The sequence below is a fragment of the Paraburkholderia sp. BGA-UO-ETr-F21 genome (genome assembly GCF_059567925.1).
In genome coordinates this window covers 526,932-552,266 of record NZ_JCAQOY010000039.1, presented here as the reverse complement: position 1 = coordinate 552,266, position 25,335 = coordinate 526,932, and the positions used below count along the sequence as shown (strand labels likewise).

Sequence of the window (25,335 nt, the reverse complement as noted above, 5' to 3'; positions counted from 1 at the left end):
TCGCTAGTGGGAAACAAGCACGGGTATCTTCGACGACAGGAGGATGGATTGCGTAACGCCGCCGAAAATGAATTCCATCCACATCGGGTGAGAGTAGGCGCCCATCACCAGCCAGTCGTATGGTCCTTTCTCGATGTGCTCCCGCAGTGAAGCATGCTCTTCCGCGGTTCTCATCCGGATCAGGTCTTGTCCGACCGCCACCGAATGTCTGGCGAGGTGCGCGAGGAGGCTTTCCGCGTCGTCCTCGCGGCTCTCCGCTGACGGGGAAAGAATCGTGATGATCTGGACCGACCGTGACAGCCGCAGTAGCGGCAGAGCGTCGTGGATTGCCCGCACGGATTCGCGGCTACCGTCCCAGGCAATGGCGGCCCTGGCCAGTGAATTCGACTGTACGGCGGCAGGCACGACCAGGACCGGGCGACCGCTTCGCACGGCGACCCGGTGAGCGACCGGCAAGGGATGGGTTTCGGGCGGGCCTTGCCATTCATATTGGCCGATGACGACAAGGTCTGCGTACCGTGCCCTGTCGCTGACGCCGTCGGCTACGTCACCGCTCGACTCGAACCAGCATGCGTCAGCGAGGCGTGCCATCGCTTCTTCCCCGAAGGCCGTTGTTGCTGCCCGTGTGTCCCGAGCGAGTATGGAGGAGAGATGCGCAGCCACTTCTGCGACACGTGTCGGCTTGTACAAGGGTGGGACTTCTGCCGGCGGGGTCACATGTATTCCAGTAAGGCGTGCGCCCGTGCTCACTGCCAGGTCGACGGCGAATTGCACCCTGCGCCGCCCCGACTCGCTCCCGTCCACGTGCACCAGCAAATCGCGTAGCATCTCCATTCTCCCGATTACTTGCCTGCCGGATCCGGCGCAGACGCGCGCCGTTGAGTCGACATCAGGCATGGCGAGTGGCAACCACGATAACGCGCGATCCCGCTTCCTGAATTAACCGCCCCACCTCCCGCGGATGATTTGATGCAGATCACGATACTTCACGGAAGCTGCGCGTCGGACACAACGCACTAGTCAGCGTCTTGACGAGTGTCGTTGTAACCTAGTCCAAAGCGACCTATACCGGGACGATGTTCGGCATCACGCAGCCGGAAAACGCGGCATCGGGACTACCGCATTACGATGCCTGTTCAGGTTCCAGTTCCGGTTGCGCGATGCTCACTTCAACGTGAATGCCACGTACACTATCGCTCCGTACCGGTCCGCGAACGTTGCGGCCGTTATGGGACGCCTCGATCGTTACGCCGCAGGCAATCCGATCACCGAGCGCCGACTCGACCTCAACGGGATGGCGTCAGTCCTTTACCGCTTTTGGCAGCGAAAGTCTTTCGCTGGCCCTCGCCCGCCTGAATGAACCGGGGGTAAACCCTTCTATTTTGCCGGGGAGTAATCGGCAAGAAAATCGTCGAGCATTCCCAGCGATCGTCCGGTGCATATCGCCATCGTTGCTTTAACGGCTTCATGACATTTTCTGGAACCGCTGCTTATGCGATGCGCGGGCACACCCAGTGTTGAGCAGTTCAGGTTGCCCCACCGCCGGCACTCAAGTTTTCCGAAGCGACCATTGCCGCGAACGCCCACTTGCCTGCTCAGTGTGCACACAGTAATCCTTTAGCGAGGCAAGCGGAATTTCGACTGCGCGCTGCAACATCGGCAATATCCATGCTAGGTCAACCATACAAACGAATGAGCCCGGGCTATTGCCGCAGTGCAGCAACCATCGGACTGTTTCTCGGTAGCATTGTCGGATAACTCCTGTTGGGAGGCTGCTTTTGTTTTCTCCATCGGGGTTCGGCGACGGTCATGCAAAGGCCGTCAACGAGCGTAGGGGCGACGCAGACGATGGCGCCGAACAGGCGACCGTTCGCCTCGGATCCGACTGGAGACAGCCATGACGCAATATTCTGAGGAGTTGCGGGTTTCTTGGCGCGATATTTTGTGCACGTGTGGGACGGCGATGTTCAGCTCTCTCCTCGCCGGTACGCTCGGGAGTGCAAAATCTGCCTGCGCGGAACCACTGAACACCTATATGCCCGAAGTGGATAGCCTCGCTGTGCGAGTCGTCACCGCTAGTTAGCAAATCAATTGAAAGCAAAGGAGAAGGTCTTATACGTAGCGTCTTATACGTAGCGTATAGACTGTCTTTTGACGGGTATGCCTAGACGATGCTTCCGTCGGGCGTTTTCCGCGATAATCACGGAGTCTCTCCATGAACCAGGAAGTCAGTTCCAATTCGCCTTCGGCCAGTTTCAGTCGGCTTCTGCTTTGCGTAGATTCGAGTATCGCGTCCATCCATGCGGCCACCTACGCCTGTCAACTGGTTGTTGCAGGCGTCCAGGTTCGTGTCGTGAGCGTGCTCGAAAACCCCAGGGCGATACTCTCCGCGCACTCGACAACCGGGCTGAATATCGCGGCTTTCTCCGACGAGTTGAGAGAATCCGCGGAGGTCGCGTTATCGAACGTTCGACGCATTTTTGAAGACCGTGGTTTGAGGGTGGAGGCGGAACTGCTAGACCTCGCGAGGTACGGCGGCGATGTGTCGCATGCCCTCGCATCGGAAGCGCAGAGGTGGAATGCGGATCTGCTTGTCCTTGGAGCGAGACAACATCATGGCCTGTCGCGATGGGTTGAGGGCGCCGTATCTGGACCCGTGAGCAAGCTGGTTCAATGCCCCGTGCTCATCGTCCCGGAGAGCTACGAGCCGCAACTCCAGCATGGACCGACTAAGATACTCTTCGCCATTGACGGAAGCCCGGCGTCTCATCAGGCTTTGCTGACAGGCATGACGCTCGCCGCGAAAGGGGCGCATCTAAGGGCGGTGTTTGTCGTAGATCGGACCATCAGCTTCACCGATCTGGTTCCAATGGACGTGCGGGAGGCGGCACTGGTTGACGAGGGGAAACGGGCCCTCGCCACGGTGGCTAAAGTATTTGCATTGCTTGCCCCCGGTATTTCCACCGACTCCGGTTTTCTGCATACGAAGCGGAGCGGTGACGATATCGCACACACCATAGTTCGCGAGGCTGTTCGCTGGCCGGCGGACCTGCTAGTCATGGGCACGCATGGGCGGCGTGGCGTTGCAGGATGGGTGCTTGGCAGCGTGTCAAACCGCGTCGCGCGTATCACTGCAACGCCGCTGCTGCTCGTACGGGCAGTAGCCGATCAGGCAGAGAACAATGAAGAGACGGAGACCTCGACAGTAGAAATCAGATCGCTAGGGAACCAGTCTTAGACAGGCAGCGCCCGCTTGAATATTCTGATTTTGTGTTTTTCCGATAGCGTACGCTGGTCTGATTTCCAAGCACCACAAATGCGTGTGAGATCACGCGTTGCGCGGAGCACAAGACATGACTGCACCGAGTGCCAGTAGTATCCCTAAATCAGGATTCGAGCGGATTCTAATCGGTGTTGACTCGACACCTATGTCCACACGTCTGGCGAAGTATGTATGCGGCCTCGTGAGCCCAGGCACTGAGGTGTGTATAGTAAGTGTCGCCGAGAACCCGCGTGTGCTCGTGCCGCTTGGATTGTTGGCGGATGCTGTATTCGAGACGATTCACGAGGAGCTTTTGCGGGATGCCAGCGAGGCAGTTAAACAGGCACAAGAAGTTTTCGCTGATGCAAAGATCGACGTCGAGGCCCGAGTGGTCGAACTTTCGAGGCCAGGTGGCTATGCGGAAAATGCGTTGATCGATGCTGCAAGTGAGTGGCAAGCCGACCTGCTCGTGGTCGGTGCACGTCAACATGACGGCATGTTGCGCTGGTTCGAAGGAACGGTATCCGAATTCGTCACAAGCCAGACTCCGTGTTCAATTCTCATCGTGCCCGCCAGCTATGTGGCCGCGATACATGCCTATCCGCGACGAATCCTGTTCGCGCTTGACGGCAGCGAGGCTTCATTCGATGCCCTGAAGTCTGGCCTGCGTCTCGCAAGATCCGATTTCTCAATACGAGCTGTCTACGTCGTCGATCGCGCTGTTCGATTTCTCGAGGATACGTTCATCGAAGAGGGGGATAAGGTGCTCGCCGCGGCGGCCGAAGTTTTTGCCAATCGGATTAACCCCGTAGAATTGGGGCTGGTCAAAACCGACCCTGCAAGCGATGACATACCCCACACGATTGTTCGCGAGGCTCAGCGATGGCACGCGGACCTCGTAGTCGTCGGCACGCACGGTCGGCGCGGCTTCTCACGCTGGTTTCTCGGAAGCGTCGCAGGCCGAACAGCCCGCATTACTCAAACTCCGCTGTTGATGGTTCGCCCCCACCTGAATTCTTCATCCTTGTCATGATGCATGCAGAAACTGATCCATTCCTGAATTCTGTGCGTTCGCCTGAGTGATGCGAGCGACAGTTCGGTGGCGTTAGCCAGTTAGTCAGGCACCTGCGTTCTCGCGCGTCCTGGGGCGTCTGAACCGGAGCTTGTGCTCGTTAAGTGCAACGCTCCAGTCGATTCGCATCAGGGCGAAAACAAGCCCTAACAAAGCCAGTTGGGTAAGAACGAAGTAAGCGCCCAGATACCCTCCCTCGAGATCCAGTTCAGGGTCCAGGTACGAGTGTGCGACCTGCGCAAAATGTGTCCAGAACGCATAGCTCGCGAGGCGTCCGAAGAAGAAGGGCACGCCGATCAGCCACAGTCGCAAGCTGGTTAGCCCATACGCGATGAACAGATAATTGGATGGAAATGGACTGAATGCATACAGCAGCAGCACACCGGCAGTCACCGCCTTTCTTTTTTCCAGCCACGCCTTTACGACATCGATGTTCTGCCGGTCCGCTTCGCGCATCAGGTGCCCGCGTACGAGCCATCCGGAGCATCGCGCGAGAATCAGACGCCCCATGGTGGCGGCACTGGCAGCAATGACTGCAAGCAACAAGGGGCTATGGTCTGGCTGGTTGAATCCGATCCACGACATTGCCATCCACGTGGGACGGGCGAAGGCCGGAATGACGTTGAGCAGCAAAATTGCTGCAAATAGCATTGCCATCGTGATCACAGAAGCATTCTCCAGGTCTTTTGTATCTGCACCTTCAGGCCCTCAGCAACGCAACCAGTCCAAACAGCCGAGCCAGGGCGGGAACGGTCATAAGCAGCAGAAGCCCCGCACTGGTGACACCAAGAACAATCCAGAGGTAGCGATTCGGCTGACGTACGCGGGTACGGCCCCCCGACTGCGGAAAGAGTCTGATTACAAAGATCAACGTCACATTACACGCCACGAGCGTCACGAATGACAATGTGCGCGCGAAGGCAAGGTCGTAGCCGTGAGTCAGCAAGCCGGCATAGAGACCGAGAACCAGCATGGCGGCCAGCGCGCCCGCCACCGCCCCTTGGCCCATCGCGCGGTTCGACAGCAGGCGCGCGCCAGCACGGCGCGGTGGCATACGCATCAGGTTCTCGCGTTCAGGCTCGTTCTCGAACACGACCGAGCAGACGGGATCGATAACCAGTTGCAGAAAAACGATATGAACCGGCCCAAGCATCGGCGGCCAGCCGACGAGCACCGGAATCATGGTGGCCGCTATCATCGGAATGTGAACGGCAACCGTATAGCTGATCGCCTGCACGAGATTGGCGTAGATACGCCTGCCCAGCCGGATCGCCGACACGATCGGTGCGAAGTCGTCACGGAGCAGAACCAGCGAGGCTACCTCGCGCGCAACTTCGGCGCCGCGCAGTCCCATCGCAATGCCGATGTGTGCCGCCTTGAGCGCTGGCGCGTCGTTCACACCGTCGCCTGTCATCGCGACCACCTGGCCACTTGCCCGGAGCGCGTTGACGAGCCGTAGCTTCTGCTCCGGTTTGACGCGAGCGAACACGCCGATGGTTTTTATGGTGTCGCGAAGCTGTGCGTCGTCCATCGCTGCAACTTCCTGGCCGGTCACGATCCGTGCGGCGTCGATGCCGACTTCGGTCGCAATCGCCCGCGCCGTCGACGGATAGTCGCCAGTGATCATCACCACGCGGATGCCGGCTGCCTGACATTCCGAGATAGCGCCCGCAGCCTCCGGCCGGACCGGGTCCAGAAGTCCAACCAGCCCCACGAACGAGAACTCGAAGTCATGCTGCTGTTCCGGCCAGTCGGTATGTGAGTGCCGTGCCTTGGCCACCCCAAGCACCCGCAGCCCGCCCGATGCCATCTGCGCGGCCTGATCAAGGACAGTTTGCGTGTCCCGCTCGCCCAGGTGACACAAAGCACAGACCGCCTCTGGCGCGCCCTTGCAGGCCACTGCGTGATGATTGAGTTCTGGCGCGTGCCATGCGTGAGACATAGCCGGCAACTCCGGTGTCAGCGCGTACTCATGAATCAGAGACCAGTCCTCGTGGAGGCGTCCGGTGCCGGCGAGCCCAACCCGGCCTGTTTCGTGAAATGCCCGCTCCATTGGATCGACCGGTTCAATTTCGCTGGCGAGCACCAGATATTCGATGAGTTCGTGATACGCCTCGTCAATCCGTCGCGTCGTCTGATCGATGATCTGCTGTTTTCCTTGCGCAAACAGCACGCGCACGGACATGCGGTTTTGCGTCAATGTGCCCGTCTTGTCGACGCACAGCACTGAGGTCTGGCCAAGAGTTTCGATGGCGCTCATACGGCGCGTTAGCACGCCTTCGCTGGCGATGCGGCGAGCCCCAAGTGCCATGAACACGGTCAGTATCACCGGAATCTCTTCGGGAAGAATCCCCATGGCCAGCGTGATCCCGGCGAGCACGCCCGGAAGCCATTCCCCGGAACGCCAACGATAGGCCACGACGAGGAGCAGACACACTGCGATCGCAGCCAACGCAAAGCGATTGACGAATGTTCTCGTCTCCAGTTGCAACGGCGAGCGGGCTTCCGTAATGCCGGTCAACGATTTTCCAATGCGACCGAGCGTCGTGTTCGGCCCGGTCGCAGTCACAATCATCCGCCCCTGACCCTGCACCACCATCGATCCGAAAAAAAGCTGCCCGCCCGGATCTTCCTCTGGATTTGCATCGGGTCGTGCCACGGACTTGCTCACAGAAACGGACTCGCCTGTCAGTAACGACTCGTCTACGCTCAGCTCGTGAGCCTCTGTCACGGCGCCGTCAGCGGGCACGCGTGCGCCTTCGTCGACGAAAACCACGTCGCCGGGCACCAGTTCGGCAGCGGAAACGAGTTGCCGTTGCCCGTCTCGAAGTACCTGCGCGCGGGGCGCGGACAATTCGCGAAGAGAGTCGAGAACCTGCGCGGTGCGGTGACTTTGAAAGACCGTGAGAAAGACAATCCCCATCACGAACGCGAGGAGCGTCAGCGCCTCCGAAATGTCCCCGAGCACGAAATAGATAGCGCTCGCCGCGAGCAACAGAAGGAACATGGGCTCACGGATTACCTCCCACAGCGTTCGCGACCAGGTGCGGCGCGCCGTTGAATCCACGATGTTACGACCGAAGCGGGCGCGCTGCTCCGCCACCTGCGCGCTCGACAGCCCATGCTTCCTGTCGGCGTGTACGACCGCCGGTGCCGGTTCGATGGTGCCAGAGATTACGTCCGGGACGCGCTCTATGCGATTTGTTTGCATTCTGGTGTCCATCAGTACGCGGATTGCGACACGGAACAGGCCGCTCAGGGACGGCCTGTATCTGTATCCGGACAGCTTTTACAGATGTGCACGACTCCGTGACGATCCGGATCTTCCCAGTAGAAACGCAAATCGGCCCCGCCGCGCGCGGGCACCTGCACCTTTCTGGTTTCCGTGATGTGACGCGTTTTCGCCCCGATCTGATAGCGCCCTGCAGGAAGGCGGACAAACAGGAATGGACCCTCTGTCCGAACGGACAGGACTGGTCGCCCGGCTCCGGACGTTATCGTTACGTCGACGTCGGACAGATAGTTCCCTGTCTTCGACGCGAACGTCATGCGAAGGTTGTAGCCTGGAGCTGCGGCGCGAAATGCCCGAACTTCGTCTTCGCCCACACCGCCGGTTATGTAGGAGACGCCGTTTTGCGAAGCAGGTTGCGGTAACGATTGTGCGAGCGCAGAACCGTTTGCACAGACGCAGACAAGGAAAGGTAGAAGCAACGAAAGACGGGCGTTCCTGAACATGGCAATCCTCGATATGCGAACTTACTGACGAAACAGGCGACCGAAGTCGTCATTTGTTCTCGCCTGGACAAGGGACGGTCAATCCGCTGCCGACAGGCGCCCTACGCGGATAACGTATCCATTTTCAGAATGACGCCAGGCGAACACGCAGGCGTTGACCTGCGTCAAGCAGCGGACTTCCGGGTGAAATAGCCTGAACTCAGCGATCCGTGATTGCAGCATTGCGCGGCTGGCGATCTGACTGTCGGATACCCGGAGGTGGATGATGATCAAGCTGATTCCAGGGCGGTGGAGCATCCCGGGTGCAATGCTGATATTTTCGTCTTCCTTAGTCGCTGCCAGGGAGCTGGCGACGATCGAGACGCATACCCAGCGATATGGTTCTCACATCGCCATTTCGGCTTATGACGATCCCTTCGTGAAAGGCGTGACCTGCTATGTGTCAGAGGCGCATTCCGATGGCGCACTGGGAAGTGGACGTAACACCCACGGGACGGACCTGACGGCTTCCTGCCATCAGACAGGCGACATCCGCATTGCCGAAACAGTTTCCAGGCAGGCGCAGGTATTCACGGCCGAGACAGATCCAACTTTCAACTCGCTCCATATACTCCGGGTACTGGGCACTGAACGTCACTCGCTTGTCTACGTCACATACAAAGAAGACGAGGTTGCGGGCGACTTGCCGGCTCGCATCTATGTGATAAGGTTGCCAGTCTATTAAGGTGGGACGGCGCCTACGCGCGACGGGCGTTCCGATCAGTCTGATCTTCACGTCGGTTCTCGATCGTGCAACTGAAACAGCCAAGTTGATTGCAGATGCAAGCGGGAGATCTAATACAGGGATCCTTCGAGACTGGCGGCTAAACGAACGTCACTATGGTGCACTTACTGGACAATTAAAAGCCGAAATTAGCGAAGTCTATGGGGCCGAGCGGACCCTGTTGTGGCGGCGAGGTTTTGCTGCATGCCCACCTGACATCGATGAAAATGGGCAAAAGTCGCTGATTTCTGGCGTGGCGCAATGGGGTGTCGACCCCACTTTGCTGCCAATGTCCGAGTCATTGGCCGATACCCAGACTCGCGTCTTAGAGTTTTGGCGGGAGAGAATATATCCCGCTCTGAGCACGCCGTCCAACCCAGTTGTCGTGGCACACGGGAATTCATTAAGAGTCCTGATTGCATGGCTGGAAAACCACAATCTGGATGCACTTGACGAGATCGAGGTTCCGAACTGTGAACTAATGTCGTTACAATTTGACCGCGATCTACGGTTAATGTACCGCTTTAACGTTTGAGTTCTCGCAGGCAATCTGAAGCTCGTCTGGATCGGCGCGGTTGAGCGAGGTGGTACAAGAACTGAGTTGGTCTCACACAACAGCAATCTCATGCGCGAACGCTGTGGATTTGTCTAGCGACCAAACGCAGGAATGTACCTCGTCGTCTGTCTACAACTGACCGGTCAATGATCTCCGTGCGGATCACCCCAGCCGACAGGACGGTCGTCGATTCGCTCGAAACCGCGATGCCTAGAGCAATAAACATCTGGCTACTCTGCCCTCGTCGTCTACTGCAAGGAGCGCAAGTTGAACAAGAGACCACTCGGCAAATCGGGACTGGAAGTATCGGCGATTGGCCTCGGGTGCATGGGGCTAAGCCACGCCTACTGGCCGGCCACCGATCGACACAAAGCAGTGGAGTTAATATGCTCCGCCTTCGACCGCGGCGTGACATTCTTCGATACCGCAGAGGTTTACGGGCCTTATCTCAACGAGGAAGTCGTCGGCGAGGCGCTGGCGCCCATCCGTGATCAGGTGGTGATCGCGACAAAGTTCGGCTTCACTTTCGGCGGCGACGGAAAGCAGCAAATCCTAACAAGCCGCCCGGATCATATCCGATGGGCGGTCGACGGCATGCTCAAACGGCTGAAGACCGACGTCATCGACGTGCTCTATCAGCATCGCGTAGACCCGGACGTGCCTATCGAAGAAGTCGCAGGCACCGTCAAGGCACTCATCGCCGAGGGCAAGGTGAAGCACTTCGGCCTGTCGGAGGCCGGTGAGCAGACGATTCGGCGCGCTCATGCCGTTCAGCCCGTGACGGCTCTGCAGAGCGAGTATTCGTTGTGGTGGCGTGAGCCGGAAGCGACGGTGCCGCCCACGCTAAAGGAACTGGGCATCGGATTCGTGCCGTTCAGCCCGCTCGGCAAGGGCTTTCTGACCGGCGCGATCGATGCGGCCACGTCGTTTGACAAGACCGATTTCCGCAATGTGGTGCCGCGTTTCTCCCAAGAGAACCGTAAGGCCAACACGGGCCTAGTCGACGTGCTCGGCAAGATTGCAGACGGCAAAGGTGCGACACGCGCGCAGATTGCCCTTGCGTGGTTGCTGGCGCAACGGCCATGGATAGTGCCGATTCCGGGCACCACCAAAATCCATCGGCTGGAAGAAAATATCGGCGCGGCTGCGGTCGAATTGTCGGCTGCCGATCTCGTCGCTATCGAAGCGGCGTTGGAGCAAATCAAGGTCGTAGGTGATCGTTATCCGGCCCATTTGCAGCAGCGAATCGACCGCTAGGCTCAACGGTTCGCCCTACCCGTTCGCTCCTACGCCGTCGCAAGTCTGCGGCAACTCGGGAGCGCTATTGGCTTAAAAGAGATACCAGATCATGTCGTTGAATAATTGCTCACCCGCTCCAGCGGGAACATTGCCCAGCGCTGCGACGGAGAGCGTGACGCCCTCCACCGACCAGCACGGGCCGCGGATCCTCGCCAGTCTGAGCTTCCTGACGGAGCTCGCGTCGATCTCGACAGACCTGTATCTGCCTGCCGTGCCCGCGATGGTGCTCTCGCCGCACGCCGATACGGGTGCGATCGAGCTGACGATCTCCAGCTATCTGGTCGGGCTCAGTCTGGGCTAACTGCTGTGGGGTCCTATCGGCGACCGTCACGGCCGCCGCATGCCGAAAGCCATCGGACTCGTGCTGTTCGTCATTGGGTCCGCCGGCTGTGCGCTGTCGACCAGCAGCGGCGTGCTGGTCGGCTGGCGAATCGCCGCGCAGGCTACGGGCGCGTGCGCGAGTAATCGTCCATGTGAATCACCGATGGTAGATGCACCACAATGCCCTGGCACATCGGACTCGGTACGCAACACACATGCGCCTATGAAAAGGCGGCGCATTCAATCGGGTTCGGTTGCGCGAATCGCTAAGGAATACCTGTTCTATGTGTCCTAAGGCCATATTCCAGCGCTTCCGCTGACATGGATAAACAGCACGTCAGGCGGTATCGGCATGTCAAGTGCGGGGACATCGCCCATCGGCAACAGGCGCCCGCCAACTGCGATCAAAGTGCGGCTTACGTCTGAATTCTGTCAGACACGGCAGAGCGCCGGGCTGCCCTGCCTCTGTACATGAAAGCGAAGTCCCGACCACGGCTGTCCAGGATTCATCAAAACAGCGACCAAGTTTCGACGGCTGGTCGCGCATTATGCGAATGCCGAGAATTTATGCGGCATTGTGACAAGCAGGCCACCGACGTTTCCGGTCCGTGTCAGCGCATGCATGACCGCTGCCAGGTCGCCCTTCGCTACCTGCATGGGCAGGCAAACGGCGTTGTGGCGTCGTGCGCGAAGCCACGCGTCAACTGTCGCGGCGATTTTACGAATTCGATCGGGTAACCGATGATCGGAAACAGCCTAGTAGCGCCATCCAGTTTTGGTTGCATGAGGTCTCTCTTGCGTTGGATCGACAGGTGCGTTTGCTCCAGCCGTCAGGTCCCGTGCAAGACCTCAGCCAGGTCGCTTATCAAGTACGTCCTTGACGACCGGAAGTGCCGTAAATACATTCGGCCAACCCGCATAGAACGCCAGTTGTGTCATCACCTCCGACGCCTGCGCCTTCGTCAGTCCGTTATCCATTGCCCGGTTCAGGTGATAGGTCAGTTGCGCGACCTGGCCGGTGGCAACCAGCGCGCTGACCGTGACGAGACTGCGGTCGCGTGGCGCCAGACCTGGTCGCAGCCACAGGTCGTTGAACAGCGCGTCCCGGGTGAACTGGACGACGCCGGGAGAGACCACGCCGAAGTTTTGCTGCACGGTGCTTTCGCGCTGGGCTTCTGCCGCCTTGTCGAGAGGAAGGAAATCAACTGCCGCCGGCGGAAGTTGCGCCGCCGTAATCCCACGTCTTTCGAAGACGGCCTTCGTGACCTTCACCGCTGCGGTCGCGGTGGCCCAACCGGAGTAGAACGCCAGATGCGTGATGATTTCCGAAATCTCACTGGGCCTCAGGCCGCTGTCGAGTGCGAGATCGAGATAGAAGGGCAACTCCGCACTCTGATTGCGCGCAATCAATACCGAGAGCGTAACCACGCTGCGATCCCGAGCGGAAAGCTGCGGACGTTTCCACAGGTCGCCCAGCACCACATCGTTCGTGTAGCGCTCGAGGGCCGGTGAAACGGCGTCCATTCCGGCGAGCAGATTGACGGGGGACGAGCGATCCAGACTTTCCATATCAGTTTTCCTTTCGAACTGCGAACAGGCTGCGGCGCCGAGCGCAAGCGCCATGATTGCCACAACGAATATCCTCATCGGCATTTCCTCGACAGGTTCTGACCGCATTGAAATGAGCCGACCTGCCCTGCGCCGCATTTGAAATCTAACGCAGCCACTCGCCGGCGACTAGGCGCTAGAATCGGCAAACACCTATGAAACGAGTTCATCAATGCGTCGAGAAAGCTACAACGACCTGCTGGCGCTGATTGCCGTCGCGCGTGAGCGCAGCTTCACACGTGCGGCCGCGCAGCTCGGCGTGTCGCAATCGGCCTTGAGCCATACCATCCGGGCGCTCGAAACCCGGCTCGGCATGCGACTCCTGACCCGAACCACGCGCAGCGTCGCACCGACGGAGGCCGGCGAGCGACTGATCCGAACCATCGCACCCCGCTTTGAGGAGATCGACTCCGAACTGGCGGCCGTCACGGAGTTTCGCGACAAACCCGCGGGCACGATTCGCATCACCGCGACGGATTACGCGACCGAGACGGTCCTGTGGCCCAGGTTGTCGCCGGTCCTTCGCGACTATCCTGACCTCAAGGTGGAGATCATCACCGACTACGGCCTCTCGGACATCGTGGCAGACCGGTACGACATCGGCGTTCGCCATGGCGATCAGGTGGCGAAGGACATGATCGCGGTCCGCGTCGCGCCCGAAATGCGCATGGCAATTGTTGGCGCGCCGGAGTATCTGAAGACACGCGCGCTGCCAAAGAAGCCCCAGGACCTGACTACGCACAACTGCATCAATCTGCGTTTGCCGACGCTGGGCGGCTTTTATCCGTGGGAATTAAAGAAAGGCAGTCGCGAAGTGCAGGTTCGCGTGGACGGACAACTCGCATTCAACGGGACCTACCCGATGCTGGCTGCGGCGTTGTCGGGATATGGTCTCGCTTACGTCCCGGCTGACCTCGCGCAGTCTCATGTCGAAGCGGGTCGCCTCGTGAAGGTATTGGAAGAATGGTGTCCCACGTTTCCAGGGCTGCACGCGTGCTACGCGACCCGTCGTGAGTTCTCGCGAGCGATGACCGTGGTGATCGATGCGATCCGTTATCGCACGGAGCAACCCGGACGCTGAAAATTGGACTCATGATTTCAGTTCATGAGGGTTTGCGGTTTTACGGGCTTTATCACTAGATACCCGCGGCCTATCATCCTCCATGCAGATGGCGATCAAAGCGCCGGCGTGCGCGCCGTTTGCGGTGCGCACGCTCTCTCTGCTAACCGCAGGTGCAGCCTGCATGGAGATGACGAGAATGGACTATCGGTATCTGGGTCGCAGCGCCCTCAAGGTTTCGCCTTTGTGTCTGGGTGCGATGATGTTTGGCGGCGAAACGGATGAAGCGACCTCGCGCCGGATTATCGACAAGGCCTTTGATCATGGTGTCAACTTCCTCGACACCGCGGACGTCTACCACGCTGGTCGATCTGAAGAAATTGTCGGCCGGGCGATCGCGGAACGACGTGACGACTGGGTCGTGGCGACCAAATTCGGGTATCCGGCTTCGGCTGCGGCTCGTCCGAACGAACAGGGCCAGTCGCGCAAGTGGATCTGCCAGACAGTCGACGCCAGTCTTAAGCGCCTCGGCACTGACTACATCGACGTTCTCTACTTCCACCGGTCGCTTGTCGACGCGCCGCTGGAGGAAGGGGTGCGGGCCATTGGCGACCTCATTCGCCAGGGAAAGGTGCGTTACTTCGGCCTTTCCAACTTCCGCGCCTGGCGAATTGCGGAGATCGTGCGCCTCGCCGATCAGCTTGGCATTGATCGTCCCGTTGCAATCGAACCGGTTTACAACCTGGTCGACCGGACGGCCGAAGTCGAACTGATGCCTGCTGCCGGACATTACGGCATTGGCGTGGTGCCCTACAGCCCCCTCGCGCGCGGCGTGCTGACCGGCAAATACGCACCCGACAATGCGCCGCCGGCGGACTCTCGCGTTGCGCGCGGTGACAAGCGCATCCAGCAGACCGAGTGGCGCCCGGAATCGCTCGCCATTGCACAAAAGGTTGCGGCGCACGCCGCCGAGCGCGATACCACCTCGATCGCGTTCGCCATCGCGTGGGTGCTCAAGAACAAGTTTGTGAGTTCCGCTATCGCCGGTCCACGCACGGGAGCGCATTGGGACAGTTACATGGACGCGCTGACGCTGCAACTTGGACCCGATGACGAAAAGTTCGTGGACAGTCTGGTGCCTGCGGGCCATGCATCGACGCCCGGATATACCGATCCGAACTATCCCATCGAAGGCCGGCGCCTCACCGATTGATCTGGCAGCACGGGCATCACCCTATCTCCAGCGAACGACGCGGATACTTTCTTGCGCCGTCGTAGAGCGAAGTAAATTCGTCACCGAAAACGAAGTAAAGTCGTCAACACCCATTTTTGCGAATCTTGCACGACAGTTTCGGGACGAAAATTAATGGAAAGCTCCTGAACTATGACGCGTACGCCCCTGCCACGAGGCCGCGAGCTACCGGTTGCGTTCATCCCTGCCAAGGCAAAAGCTGCCTGCCATGCGATTGTGGAAATTTCGCGCGATGCCGACAGCACCGCCCCTTTCGCTATGCAAGGTAACGGGCAGCAGGCGAGTATATTCCGTCACGCGGGCATGAACGACAAGCGCACGAAAGCCGTATATCCGCCCGTCGGCATGCAGCGAGAGCGCCCTGTCGAGAAGCCGGTAGAGCTGTCTGCGGTTGACTCCAGTTGCGGCCTCAATACTGCCGACAGGCTCATCTTTGGCATAACGCTCAATGGCGTCGATACGCCTCTGGACGCGACTGCGCCCGGCGGCGTCGAGTTCTGTCCAGGCGATTGTCGGCCACGAGGCGAGATCCAGCGTCTGAAATTCGGGTCTGCGGCGGCTCATGATGTGGCCTGTATCGCAACGAAGCGCGTCAGAAACGTCAGGCTTTCAGTGTGTAACTCCAGCGCCTGGATGCGACCGCGATGCAGCAGTTCGAAAACGGCCGCCCGGACGAGTGATGGATCGCCCGTGGAGAATTCCCGCTCTACGGTCATCAGCGATTGGGGCGACGCGACAAACCGCTCGATCTCGCCGAGCATCGAAGGCTTGACGAGGCCCCGAGCGGCTATAAGTACGGGCAGCATGCGCTGCCAGTTACCGGTCCAGACACGCGCAGCTGCTCTCTCGGTTGCATCAATGTGCCGCACAGCAAAGGCTTCCGGGTCGAAGTCAACACGACCCCGCAGACGATCCGTCGCTGGCGTTACTTCCAATAGCACTACCAGGCATTCATGGTCATTAAACTTTGCCCAGAAATCGACGACGCAGCGTTGCCCGTCGACTGCCATGAAGCCAGGCCGTTCACAGAATGTCTTTGCCGCAGGATCCGCTTCGAGCATCAGCCATGCTTCGAAAGCGCTGCGCCTGTATAGGGTCAGACGTCGCCCCAGTTTCGGACTGAAGACGTCATAACGGTGCGCGCCGCGAGGACGCGGCAGCGTGAGTGACTCGAAGCTTCGCAAAACGTCGACCATGTGTACCACCTGCCTGAAGATTTCATGGTCTAGAACGAACGTGAGTTGACAAATTTAATGCGCACTGATGCGAAGTGACAACTTTACTTCGCTGCGCAACGAAGTAAATGCGTCAACGCAGAGGCTCACGCCCTGTCCCGGCGGGCAGTGGCCGGTGACAAATTTACTTCGCTCTACGCCACCCTACCCGATCCGCACACCTCTGCGCAATCGGCACGCAACTGCGCCACCCGGCTCGCCGGGATAAGCCGGCCGATCCAGCTTCGCTAACTGTAACCGTGTACGGGGAACGCGGTCCACGCTCCAGTGCGGGACTTTGCACGTGCAAAGTCCGGCATATCACGAAGGGTCAATGGTTATGGTTCCGCGCCGCAGACGCCGCAGACGCCGCAGACATCCCAGCGTCCCGGGTCGCGTAGCTCGCCGCCTCAGTCGCGCCTGCCCGCATCTCCGCATCTCCGCATCTCCGCATCTCCGCTCGCATCCGGCCTCGCGCCCGGATCGACCGTCCGGTGCCGCGGCATCACTCCGGCCACGTATTTTCCCGGAACAAGTGCGAATGTCCGCAAACGAAGGGGTAGATAGCTCTGACTATCGACCCCTCACTTATGTTCGCCGTGGTTGCGCCGCCGGGATCGGGATTCCACCCGAAGGCGGCTTACGCCAGATGGTCGCGTCCAAGCAGTTAGCGAACATATCGTCCGACCGTCTTAACCCCGGCAAGGGGCGGCAAGAACCGAGGATTCCTCGCCCACTCCAGTTTTGATAACTGCTACTACCAAAACTGCGTTTAGTGAGCTAAATCGGTAGTTCTTCGATCAAACCTCAATCTCCGCCGGTCCAAACGGGGGAACCCGAGCGGAACTATTCAACTTACCTGCGGCTATTCCGCGTCTTCCAACCCACGCCGCCAAACCTCTCGGTGCAACACATTTTGCTTAAAAGTCCGTTGGACTGTTGCCGTCCGAGCGTTACCGCCGCGAAACGCTCAACATATGCTTTAGCCAACAGTTCCTTGATAAAAAATCACACTTAAAATCAAAGCATTGCGTTTAAAATCAAGCAATCTCGGCTTTTGCTTTATTTCCGCAAATGATTGCAGGTTTTTGGTTTATTCGGTGCCAGCCGCACCGGGCCGGACGCCCGATCTGACGTTCAACTTCTGGTTTATTTTGTGTCTGCTTATGCTTTATTTGTCACCACCACATCAACGCTGGAGTCGTTCGGGAACGATCCCCGGCTGAAAAGGACGGGCAGGTTCGCGAACCGCGACCGCGCGACCAACAGCTTTGCCGTCCCGGATGACGGTGCCGCCGTCATGGCCTTCCTGGCAGAACGCACCGGCCGATCGCCGCAAACGCGGCGCGCCTACGTCGCCGAGATCCGAAGGCTGATCGCACCTGTTAGCGACGCAGCGGACAGGCTTGCGGCTGTCGATGCCCTCTTCCGCTTCGCCGCTGGCATCGACCTTCGTGACAGGAATCTTCTATCGTCCTCTCTCGCAGAAAACGCCGTATCGGACTTTCGCCCGGCCGCTGCTAAAGCCGGGTTCGACTACCCGGTCATCGAGGGCAGAGAAGTTATCGTTGCTGCCTTGACTGCCTCTCTCGCGACACTGGATACAACGCACTCCGTGACAAACCCACGCGTCACCATCAACGGTGACACGGCGCGCCTGCATGCACTTGTGGAAGCCCTGCATGTCCCACGGGACGATCACACTCGTCACTATCTGATGAAGAACCGCTACGATGTCGAACTGGCAAGAGAGGGCGACGTCTGGGTCATCACGCGGAACACGGTCGACAATGTCTGGCGCTCTGGAGATCCTGCGGTTCTTTCTGTCGTATAGAGTTTGCTTGCCCGGAGACTGAATGGTGGTGTGATCGAGTTACCGTCACCCCCGACACGGCGCGGCTTTGATCGCTTCATTCGGAGCGTCGTAGGCTCTGCGCATAGGTCTGTCGATCACCGAATGACCTAATTGGGCCGATCAGCGGGCGTCCGTTCAGGCTTGGCGATCGACTCGTAAGCCGTCTTTCGCTCCGGGCCATTGGACCGGCTCACGTCAATCAGCTGTCGACCGGCATAGACGCTCCTGAACTGCGTTGACGCATTCCAGCGCGGCCGGCAACACGGAATTCACAGACGAAGTGCTATAGAACAATTGCACGGTCTCGAGAAAGCTCGCGCCAGGCAGGGCGAGGATGGCGAGACCGGCACGGCCTGCTCGCTTGCGCGCAACGGCCAGCGGCATTAACGCCAGAAACGGGTAGTTCGCCAACATGGTCTCGTTGGTCGGCAAGGAAATAGACTGCACGCAGCCATCGGGAAACGCAAGTCCCGACTGGGCCAGCCAGCTTTGCAAAGCGAGGTACGTCGGAGCCTCCTTCGGCGGCAGGATCCAGGGCGAACCGGCCAGGTCTTCCGGTACGACGTTTCTGCGGCTCGCCAGCGGATGATCTCGCCCGCACACCACCACGATCGGGTCGTCCATGATCGCGCGCGACGCAAAATCCCCTTTGCCGAATCCGACCGGCTCGGTGCGGCTCAACACGAAATCGAGTGAGCCGTTCGCGAGCAAGGGAAAGAGCCGGTCGCTAGTCGCTTCGTGCAACGCAACATTGACGTGTGGCGCGCGCCGCTTCAACTCAAGTATCAACTCCGGCGCGAACACCGGCAGCACAGTGGCGACCGCACCCACTGAAATTTTGCCGGAAAGGCCACTAGTGAGCGCGTCCACTTCGTAGCGTGCCTGCTCGAGTTGATGGAACACCTCTCGCGCGCGCTTCGTGAGCGTCTCGCCGACGGCCGTCAACTGAAGCCGGTTGCCGACCCGCGTCATGACCGACACGCCGAGGCCGGCCTCGAGTTCGGCAAGCTGTTTCGATATGGCGGGCTGCGTCACATTCAGCGTTTCGGCAACCAGCCGGATTTGGCCAAGACTGTCGAACAAGGTCAGCAGCCTTAGATGGCTCAGTTTCAATCCGGCCTGAAAAAAACGCTCGATCGGGTCCACGGCGCTCCTCATTGCGAATAACTTATGGTTATGCGCATTCGATAAAATGTCAATTGCTTGTCATGCGTCCGCGTACCATCATCAAGCTCAGGAGACAGCCGCACTCACAGCGCGCCCTGACATACCCACCATGAATGCCACGAACATACTGTTCATTCTGTCGGACGAACATCAGCACAACTTGATGGGCTGTGCCGGCCACCCGTTCATTCACACACCCAATCTGGATTCGCTCGCTGCGCGCGGCACGCGCTTTTGCAACGCCTATACGCCGTCACCGATCTGTGTGCCGGCGCGTGCGAGCCTTGCGACAGGGCGGTATGTTCACGACATCCGCTGCTGGGATAACGCCATCGCGTACGACGGCGGCACGCCGGGCTGGGCGCAATATCTGACGGCGAGCGGCATGTTGACCGACTCGATCGGCAAACTGCATTACCGGAGCGACGCAGCGCCCGTTGGGTTCCGCCGTCAGCATCATCCCGTGCATATCCTCGATGGGATCGGCCAGGTCTGGGGCTCCGTGCGCAATCCGCTGCCGCACACCATGGGCCGCTCACCCCTCTACGACAAGATCGGTCCGGGCCTGTCGAACTACAACCGCTTCGACATGCGCGTGGCCGATACGGCCGTCGAATGGCTCGGCGAGCAGCGCGGCAACTCGAAGCCCTGGGTGCTGTTCGCGGGCCTCGTCGCGCCGCATTTCCCGCTGGTGGTGCCGCAGGAATTCCTCGATCTCTACGATCCCGACAACATCGAACTGCCGTTGCTGCATCCGTCCAGCGGTTATGCGCGGCACCCGTGGGTCGAACGGCAGGCGGTCCATATGGACCATGACGCCGCCATCGGCAGCGACGGGCGGCGCCGTCTTGCGATGGCCTGTTATTTCGCGCTGGTCACGTTCCTCGACGCGCAGGTCGGCAAGATTCTCGCAGCGCTGAAATCCAACGGTCTCGACGAAACGACCACGATCATCTACAGCAGCGATCATGGCGATAACCTCGGCAAGCGCGGCATGTGGAACAAATGCCTGATGTATCGCGAGTCGACCGGCGTGCCGATGATTGTCGCGGGCCCCGGTATTCCCAAAGGCAAGGTGTGTGAAACACCGGTGTCGCTGATCGATATCCAGAATACGATTCTGGAGCGCACCGGTTGCGCGGCACCCGGCAACACCAGCCCCGGCGAGTCGCTGGCAAAACTGGCCAATGCGCCGGATCAACCCGGGCGGCTTGCGTTTAGCGAGTACCATGCCGTCGGCTCGGAGACGGCGGCCTATATGCTCGCGGATGCCGACTACAAATACCATCACTACGTCGGCTTGCCGCCCGAGTTGTTCGATCTGCGCCGCGATCCGCAGGAGTTGCGCGACCTCGCGGCGTTGCCGGATTACGCGGGTGTCAAAGACCTGTTCGAGCGGCGTCTGCGGGAACTGCTCGATCCTGAAGGCGTGGACCGGCTCGCGAAAGCGGATCAGGCGCGTCTGGTCGAGGCGTTCGGCGGACGGGAGGCAGCGCTGCGAACCGGCACACCCGCGGCGACGCCCGTACCGGTCGAATAGGATCCGGCTCAATAGCCGGTGCAGCACACAAGACAAATGATCGACGGAGACAACGCGATGGCCTCAGCAGAACTGGCAGCGACGGCGCATGAGCCGACGCGCCAAACCCGATGGAAGACGGTCATTCTCGCGAGCCTCGGCGGCTCGCTGGAGATTTACGACTTCATCATCTACGGCGTGTTTGCCCGTGAAATCGCGCGACAGTTCTTTCCGGCCGCGGACCCGATCGCCTCCTTGATCAGTACCTTCGGCGTGTTCGCGATTGGCTATGTGTCGCGGCCGCTCGGCGGCATCGTGCTCAGCAGTCTCGGTGACCGCTTCGGGCGGCGGCTGGTGTTTCTCGTTTCCGTGCTGGCGATGTCGGCGTCGACTATCGGCATCGGACTGATCCCCGGGTACACGTCGATCGGCGTGATGGCGCCCGCGCTCCTGATTCTGCTGCGCCTCGCGCAAGGTTTTTTCCTCGCGGGCGAATTGCCCTGTTCGATCACCTATGTGGTGGAGGAAATCCCGCAACGCGCGAGTCTCGTGAGCGGGCTCGTCATCTTCTGTCTGAACTCGGGTGTGCTGACGGCGACGCTGATCAGCCTCGCGCTACATGCGGGCTTGAGCGCTGAGGCCGTGTTGTCGTTCGGCTGGCGGATCGCATTTATTTTCGGCGGCGTGATCGGGCTCGTCTCGTACTGGTTGCGTACCTCGCTCGAGGAATCGACGGAATTTCAGCGCTTGCGCAGCCATAAGGTCAAGCGTCCGTTCCGGGTCGTGCTGACGGAGTATCCGAAGCAGGTGGCGGTGGGCGTCGGCGTGGCGGGTATCGTGAATGCGTCGAACAGTCTGCTGTTCGTGGTGTTGCCGTCGTATATGACCACGGTGCTTCATATCTCGCCGGGACTGGCGAGCGCCGGCCAGAATGTCGGCATTGCGACGATGTCGGCGTCGCTGCTGTTCTTTGCCTGGATCGGCGATCGCGTGGCCTCGCGTCATTGGCATCGCATCGGCTCGATTCTCATGCTGCTCGGAAGTTATCCGTTCTACCGGCTGATCGCCGCCCATGAAATCGATCCGGTCTTCGCCTTCGTCGTGATCGGTTTTGTCGGCGGGCTGGTCAACGGTTCGTATGCCTATCTGCTCGCGGATCTGTTTCCGACCAACGTGCGCTTTAGCGGCATCGCGTTGTCACTCAATCTCGCTACGGTCATCTTCACGGGCATCACGCCGCTCGTTGTGACCCAGTTGTTGCACAAGACGGGTTCAGCGGCTGCCCCGGGGCTTTTTCTGACTGGTATTGCCGTGATTGCGTTGGCTGCCGGATTGGGCTTGAAACGCTTCGGCGGACAGATCGGCCGCGCCTCGGAAAAGCGTTGATCGATACATGACACAGCAGACAAACGATATGACGGACCTGCAACGGACACTCATCGAGCAACTGGGCGAACAGTGCGTGTCGCTCGACGCGGGCGTACTGGATGCGCACGCCGGCGACTGGAGCGAAGCCGAAAAGCGACGCCCGGAACTGGTACTGATGCCGCGTACGCCGGACGAAGTGGCCAAGGCGCTCGGCGTACTCTCGAAGCTCCGCCAGAAGGTCGTCGTGCAAGGCGGCCTGACCGGTCTCGCGGGTGGCGCTACGCCACAAGCTGGCGAAGTGGCGGTCTCGCTCGCCAGAATGAATGCGATCGAAGAGTTTGACTGCATAGGCGGCACGATCACGGTTCAGGCAGGCATCGCGCTCGAGCAATTGCAAACGCACGTGGAAGCGCAGGGATGGTTTTTTCCGCTTGATCTGGGCGCGCGCGGCTCTTGCCAGATCGGCGGCAATGCGGCGACCAACGCAGGCGGCAATCGCGTCGTGCGCTTCGGCGTAATGCGCGATCTGATTCTCGGCATGGAAGTCGCGCTCGCGGACGGCACCGTTCTTTCGATGATGAACAAGGTCACCAAAAACACCACAGGCATCGATCTGAAGCAACTGTTCATCGGCTCCGAAGGCATTCTCGGCGTGATCACCCGGCTCGTGTTGAAACTCGAGCCGAAGCCCACCGTGTCGAATACCGCCTTGTGTGCGCTTGGTTCGTTCAATGCCGCGACACGGTTGCTGAAAGAGCTGCGGCGCCGTTTACCGGCGCTGTCGTCGTTCGAATTGATGTGGGACGATTACATGAGCGCCGCAATGGAGATCGGCGCACTCAAGGCGCCCTTCGCGAAGCGCTCACCGGTCTACGCGATTGTCGAAACGTTGGGCGCCTCGGAAGAAAGCGAGCGACGAGCGCTCGAAGAGGTCCTCGAATATGCGCTCGAAAGTGAAATCGTCGATGACGTGATCGTCGCGCAGTCCCTCGACCACTCCAGACAGCTATGGGCGTATCGGGAAACCATCGGCGAATTGCTGGGCCGCCTGGCACCGCATGCGGCGTTCGACGTGGGCTTGCCGCTCATTGCGATGGACCGCTTCGTCACAACGATGAGGGAAGCGCTGACGTCGCGTTTCCCGGATCAGACTCATCTGTTCTTCGGCCACCTCGGCGACGGCAACCTGCATCTACTGTCGGGTCCGTACGCTGAAGCTGGAGCAATGCAGGAGGTGGAGCGGCTGCTCTATGAGGGGGTGCGAGCCGCCGACGGATGTATTTCCGCCGAGCACGGCATTGGTGTAGTCAAGCAGGAGTTCCTCCATCTGAGCCGGTCTCCTGAGGAAGTCGACCTGATGGTCAAGCTGAAAGCCTTGCTTGATCCGTGCGGAATACTCAATGGCGGCCGGGTAGTCAGTGAACTCGTTTTTGGGTCAAGCGCCAGGAATATCTAGCGTCTGTTGTACTCCAGCAAACGGCCGTTCGGCCGCCATGCGTCGAAGGGCAGCTCCGGGTCGCGAGTACTCATTCACTCGCATCGGCATCTGACATTCAAGGCTACGGGGCACCCGAATTACCCCCGGGAGCTTCGTGAGCGACTGGCAGCGACCGCTCGCGTGCCGGGCGTATCAATCGCAAAACTGGCTCGGCAGCATGGCATCGACGCGAACATGCTGTTCACCTGTCGGCACGATCGAGATCCGGATCGGTCGTGCGGTGGTTAAAGTGGACGGCCTGGTTGACGCGGATATGCTGCGGATCGTGCTGGATAGTCTGCGCTCATGATCTCCCTACCGGCAGGCACGCGCATCTGGATCTCTGTGGGCGTCACTGATATGCGATGCGGGCTTCAGGGGTTGGCAGCGAAGGCGCAAACAGCGCTTGAGGAGAATCCGCTGGGCGGCTACGTCTACATCTTCCGCGGCCGTCGGGGTGATCTGGTAAAGATTCTCTGGGCCACGGAGGACGGAATCTGGCTGCTCGCGAAGCGGCTTGAGCGAGGCCGTTTTATATGGCCCAAGGCCGACAGTGGCAAGGTCCATCTGAGCTCTGCGCAACTGTCGATTCTGCTTGAGGGTATCGACTGGCGACAGCCGCTTCGCACTTGCGCACTATCGATGTTGTAAACCGCGCGGCGGACTCGTCAACCACGGCGCATGTCGAACGGCGCCGATCTCCCCTGATGATATCGAACTGCTGAAGGCCTTGCTGGTCGAGGCCCGTAGTCTGCTTGCCGAGCGCGATGTCGAGATTGGGCGGTTCAAGGCGCAGATCGCGTCAGTCGAAATTAAATTCAGCTTCTGGTTTAATTCTGAAAAAATCGACCACCTTCTGGTTTAAGCGGACAAGCCGAGACAGATATCTAGCCGCAGATTACCGTTCGGCTTTTCCTTATTTTTTTCCAGATTTCGCTTTATTCGACAGGTGATGACTAATAAAACCAACGTGCAATATCAGCACGACCGCCACGCCGACGATCCGCATACACCGAAGCCGAACGGTCTTATCAACCCAGCGCCGTTTTCCACGGGGATGTCACTTCGCCGTCAGCACGGCGAGCAGCGACACGCCGCACGGCAATGTACCCCGCGAAACCCAATGACGCTCTGCACTGAAAATCCGATAGAGGAGCATGTTTAGAGCCGCGGCTGGCGTGGCATCGCCGCTCGACCGGTCGTGCTTGAGCAGACGATCGATCAAGCGCACGGCAATCGCCAGCGGAAGCAACAGCGCGTTGAAGTAAGTCATGCGTTCGATTCGATAGCCTGCTTCGTCGGCGCACGCCGCAAGGGCCGTTCGACTGTAGCGTCTATGGTGGTGAAGATAGACGTCGTGCGCGCCCCACAACCATTGGTATGCCGGCACTGTCACGACGATTTTTCCGCTCGGGGCCAGGGTTTCCCGCATACGCGCAAGCGCGCCGACGTCGTCAGCGATGTGCTCGAGGCAATCGAAGAAACAGATCAGGTCGAAAACTTCGCAGTCGAACGGCACATCGTCCGGGCAACGCCCCGCGCGAACATCGAAACGTGCTCCGGTGCTTTTTTCCGTCAGCATCCGCGCCGTCTCGTCCATCTCCAATCCGCTCACGCTGCCGAACTCGGCCAGCATTTCGAGGTTACCGCCTGTGCCCGAACCGATTTCGAGCACACGGGCGCTCGACGGCAACGCAAGTCGGTTCAACACCGAACGCACCACATCGCGCCGACCGCGGAACCACCAATGTTCGGCCTCGGTCTCGGCCATCTGAAGATAAGCATCAGGGGACATGATTCATACCTC

The 25,335-nt window shown here is 59.6% G+C and carries 25 protein-coding genes; 15 read left to right on the top strand and 10 right to left on the bottom strand.

The features are described 5' to 3' along the window. Positions 1-3: 3 nt before the first annotated feature. Positions 4-828: a universal stress protein gene (locus tag AC57B1_RS31965; RefSeq protein WP_496419718.1), complete on the bottom strand. Its 825-nt coding sequence runs from the start codon at positions 826-828 to the stop codon at positions 4-6. Positions 829-2,215: 1,387 nt separating this feature from the next. Between AC57B1_RS31965 and AC57B1_RS31960 the strand changes: the two genes are divergently transcribed. Both AC57B1_RS31960 and AC57B1_RS31955 read left to right on the top strand, forming a co-directional pair. Then, positions 2,216-3,238, top strand: a complete 1,023-nt coding sequence (locus AC57B1_RS31960) for a universal stress protein (RefSeq protein WP_496419717.1) — start codon at positions 2,216-2,218, stop codon at positions 3,236-3,238. Between the two features lie 115 nt (positions 3,239-3,353). Next, positions 3,354-4,295 carry a universal stress protein gene (locus tag AC57B1_RS31955; RefSeq protein ID WP_496419716.1) on the top strand — a complete coding sequence of 314 codons (942 nt, stop codon included), beginning with the start codon at positions 3,354-3,356 and terminating at the stop codon, positions 4,293-4,295. Between the two features lie 84 nt (positions 4,296-4,379). On the opposite strand, the gene AC57B1_RS31950 is transcribed toward AC57B1_RS31955, so the two are convergent. The 4 genes from AC57B1_RS31950 to AC57B1_RS31935 all read right to left on the bottom strand — a co-directional run bounded on the left by AC57B1_RS31950 (position 4,380) and on the right by AC57B1_RS31935 (position 8,342). Beyond that, the gene (locus AC57B1_RS31950) at positions 4,380-5,000 is read right to left on the bottom strand and encodes a hypothetical protein (protein ID WP_496419715.1); all 621 of its coding nucleotides are present in this window, start codon (positions 4,998-5,000) and stop codon (positions 4,380-4,382) included. Positions 5,001-5,034: 34 nt separating this feature from the next. Then, entirely contained in the window at positions 5,035-7,557 is a 2,523-nt protein-coding gene (locus AC57B1_RS31945) for a cation-translocating P-type ATPase (protein WP_496419714.1), read from the bottom strand. A 32-nt stretch (positions 7,558-7,589) separates the two neighbouring features. After that, on the bottom strand, positions 7,590-8,069 hold the full coding sequence (locus AC57B1_RS31940) for a carboxypeptidase regulatory-like domain-containing protein (RefSeq protein ID WP_496419713.1): 480 nt from the start codon (positions 8,067-8,069) through the stop codon (positions 7,590-7,592). A gap of 78 nt (positions 8,070-8,147) precedes the next feature. Continuing rightward, positions 8,148-8,342 (bottom strand): hypothetical protein, encoded by a 195-nt coding sequence (locus AC57B1_RS31935; protein ID WP_496419712.1) that lies wholly within the window; start codon positions 8,340-8,342, stop codon positions 8,148-8,150. On the opposite strand from AC57B1_RS31935, the gene AC57B1_RS31930 reads away from it, so the two are divergent. The 4 genes from AC57B1_RS31930 (at position 8,332) to AC57B1_RS31915 (ending at position 10,988) form a co-directional block, all read left to right on the top strand. Further along, complete coding sequence (locus AC57B1_RS31930; protein ID WP_496419711.1) at positions 8,332-8,793, top strand: CreA family protein; 462 nt, start codon at positions 8,332-8,334, stop codon at positions 8,791-8,793. The genes AC57B1_RS31935 and AC57B1_RS31930 overlap by 11 nt on opposite strands. 1 nt (position 8,794) lies before the next feature. Then, positions 8,795-9,367, top strand: a complete 573-nt coding sequence (locus AC57B1_RS31925; protein WP_496419710.1) for a 2,3-bisphosphoglycerate-dependent phosphoglycerate mutase — start codon at positions 8,795-8,797, stop codon at positions 9,365-9,367. Positions 9,368-9,655: 288 nt separating this feature from the next. After that, the gene (locus tag AC57B1_RS31920; protein ID WP_496419709.1) at positions 9,656-10,645 is read left to right on the top strand and encodes an aldo/keto reductase; all 990 of its coding nucleotides are present in this window, start codon (positions 9,656-9,658) and stop codon (positions 10,643-10,645) included. Positions 10,646-10,736: 91 nt separating this feature from the next. Beyond that, on the top strand, positions 10,737-10,988 hold the full coding sequence (locus AC57B1_RS31915) for a hypothetical protein (protein WP_496419708.1): 252 nt from the start codon (positions 10,737-10,739) through the stop codon (positions 10,986-10,988). 869 nt (positions 10,989-11,857) lie between these two features. Here AC57B1_RS31915 and AC57B1_RS31910 read toward each other — a convergent pair. Further along, positions 11,858-12,577 carry a carboxymuconolactone decarboxylase family protein gene (locus tag AC57B1_RS31910; protein WP_496419787.1) on the bottom strand — a complete coding sequence of 240 codons (720 nt, stop codon included), beginning with the start codon at positions 12,575-12,577 and terminating at the stop codon, positions 11,858-11,860. A 211-nt stretch (positions 12,578-12,788) separates the two neighbouring features. Here AC57B1_RS31910 and AC57B1_RS31905 point away from each other — a divergent pair, with 211 nt between their 5' ends. Continuing rightward, positions 12,789-13,697 carry a LysR family transcriptional regulator gene (locus AC57B1_RS31905; RefSeq protein WP_496419707.1) on the top strand — a complete coding sequence of 303 codons (909 nt, stop codon included), beginning with the start codon at positions 12,789-12,791 and terminating at the stop codon, positions 13,695-13,697. Between the two features lie 178 nt (positions 13,698-13,875). Next, positions 13,876-14,889: an aldo/keto reductase gene (locus tag AC57B1_RS31900; RefSeq protein WP_496419786.1), complete on the top strand. Its 1,014-nt coding sequence runs from the start codon at positions 13,876-13,878 to the stop codon at positions 14,887-14,889. 204 nt (positions 14,890-15,093) lie between these two features. Here AC57B1_RS31900 and AC57B1_RS31895 read toward each other — a convergent pair whose 3' ends face one another. Then, positions 15,094-15,492 carry a hypothetical protein gene (locus AC57B1_RS31895; protein ID WP_496419706.1) on the bottom strand — a complete coding sequence of 133 codons (399 nt, stop codon included), beginning with the start codon at positions 15,490-15,492 and terminating at the stop codon, positions 15,094-15,096. Beyond that, positions 15,489-16,124: a hypothetical protein gene (locus tag AC57B1_RS31890; protein WP_496419705.1), complete on the bottom strand. Its 636-nt coding sequence runs from the start codon at positions 16,122-16,124 to the stop codon at positions 15,489-15,491. Before AC57B1_RS31890 ends, AC57B1_RS31895 begins: the two co-directional genes overlap by 4 nt. Before the next feature lie 1,096 nt (positions 16,125-17,220). Between AC57B1_RS31890 and AC57B1_RS31885 the strand changes: the two genes are divergently transcribed. Then, positions 17,221-17,976, top strand: coding sequence for a nuclear transport factor 2 family protein (locus AC57B1_RS31885; protein WP_496419704.1), 756 nt, complete (start codon positions 17,221-17,223; stop codon positions 17,974-17,976). A 216-nt stretch (positions 17,977-18,192) separates the two neighbouring features. On the opposite strand, the gene AC57B1_RS31880 is transcribed toward AC57B1_RS31885, so the two are convergent. Further along, on the bottom strand, positions 18,193-19,143 hold the full coding sequence (locus AC57B1_RS31880; protein WP_408293805.1) for a LysR family transcriptional regulator: 951 nt from the start codon (positions 19,141-19,143) through the stop codon (positions 18,193-18,195). 130 nt (positions 19,144-19,273) lie between these two features. Here AC57B1_RS31880 and AC57B1_RS31875 point away from each other — a divergent pair, with 130 nt between their 5' ends. The 6 genes from AC57B1_RS31875 to AC57B1_RS31850 all read left to right on the top strand — a co-directional run bounded on the left by AC57B1_RS31875 (position 19,274) and on the right by AC57B1_RS31850 (position 24,393). Continuing rightward, positions 19,274-20,704: a sulfatase family protein gene (locus tag AC57B1_RS31875; RefSeq protein WP_496419703.1), complete on the top strand. Its 1,431-nt coding sequence runs from the start codon at positions 19,274-19,276 to the stop codon at positions 20,702-20,704. Positions 20,705-20,761: 57 nt separating this feature from the next. Continuing rightward, positions 20,762-22,069 carry an MFS transporter gene (locus AC57B1_RS31870; protein ID WP_496419702.1) on the top strand — a complete coding sequence of 436 codons (1,308 nt, stop codon included), beginning with the start codon at positions 20,762-20,764 and terminating at the stop codon, positions 22,067-22,069. Positions 22,070-22,076: 7 nt separating this feature from the next. Further along, positions 22,077-23,507 carry an FAD-binding oxidoreductase gene (locus AC57B1_RS31865; protein ID WP_496419701.1) on the top strand — a complete coding sequence of 477 codons (1,431 nt, stop codon included), beginning with the start codon at positions 22,077-22,079 and terminating at the stop codon, positions 23,505-23,507. A gap of 136 nt (positions 23,508-23,643) precedes the next feature. Then, on the top strand, positions 23,644-23,838 hold the full coding sequence (locus tag AC57B1_RS31860; RefSeq protein WP_496419700.1) for a hypothetical protein: 195 nt from the start codon (positions 23,644-23,646) through the stop codon (positions 23,836-23,838). Beyond that, positions 23,835-24,179 (top strand): IS66 family insertion sequence element accessory protein TnpB, encoded by a 345-nt coding sequence (gene tnpB, locus AC57B1_RS31855; protein WP_496419699.1) that lies wholly within the window; start codon positions 23,835-23,837, stop codon positions 24,177-24,179. Before AC57B1_RS31860 ends, tnpB begins: the two co-directional genes overlap by 4 nt. Continuing rightward, positions 24,124-24,393 (top strand): hypothetical protein, encoded by a 270-nt coding sequence (locus tag AC57B1_RS31850; protein WP_496419794.1) that lies wholly within the window; start codon positions 24,124-24,126, stop codon positions 24,391-24,393. The genes tnpB and AC57B1_RS31850 overlap by 56 nt, the downstream gene beginning before the upstream one ends. A 195-nt stretch (positions 24,394-24,588) precedes the next feature. Here AC57B1_RS31850 and AC57B1_RS31845 read toward each other — a convergent pair whose 3' ends face one another. After that, positions 24,589-25,323, bottom strand: coding sequence for a class I SAM-dependent methyltransferase (locus AC57B1_RS31845; RefSeq protein ID WP_496419698.1), 735 nt, complete (start codon positions 25,321-25,323; stop codon positions 24,589-24,591). Positions 25,324-25,335: the final 12 nt, after the last annotated feature.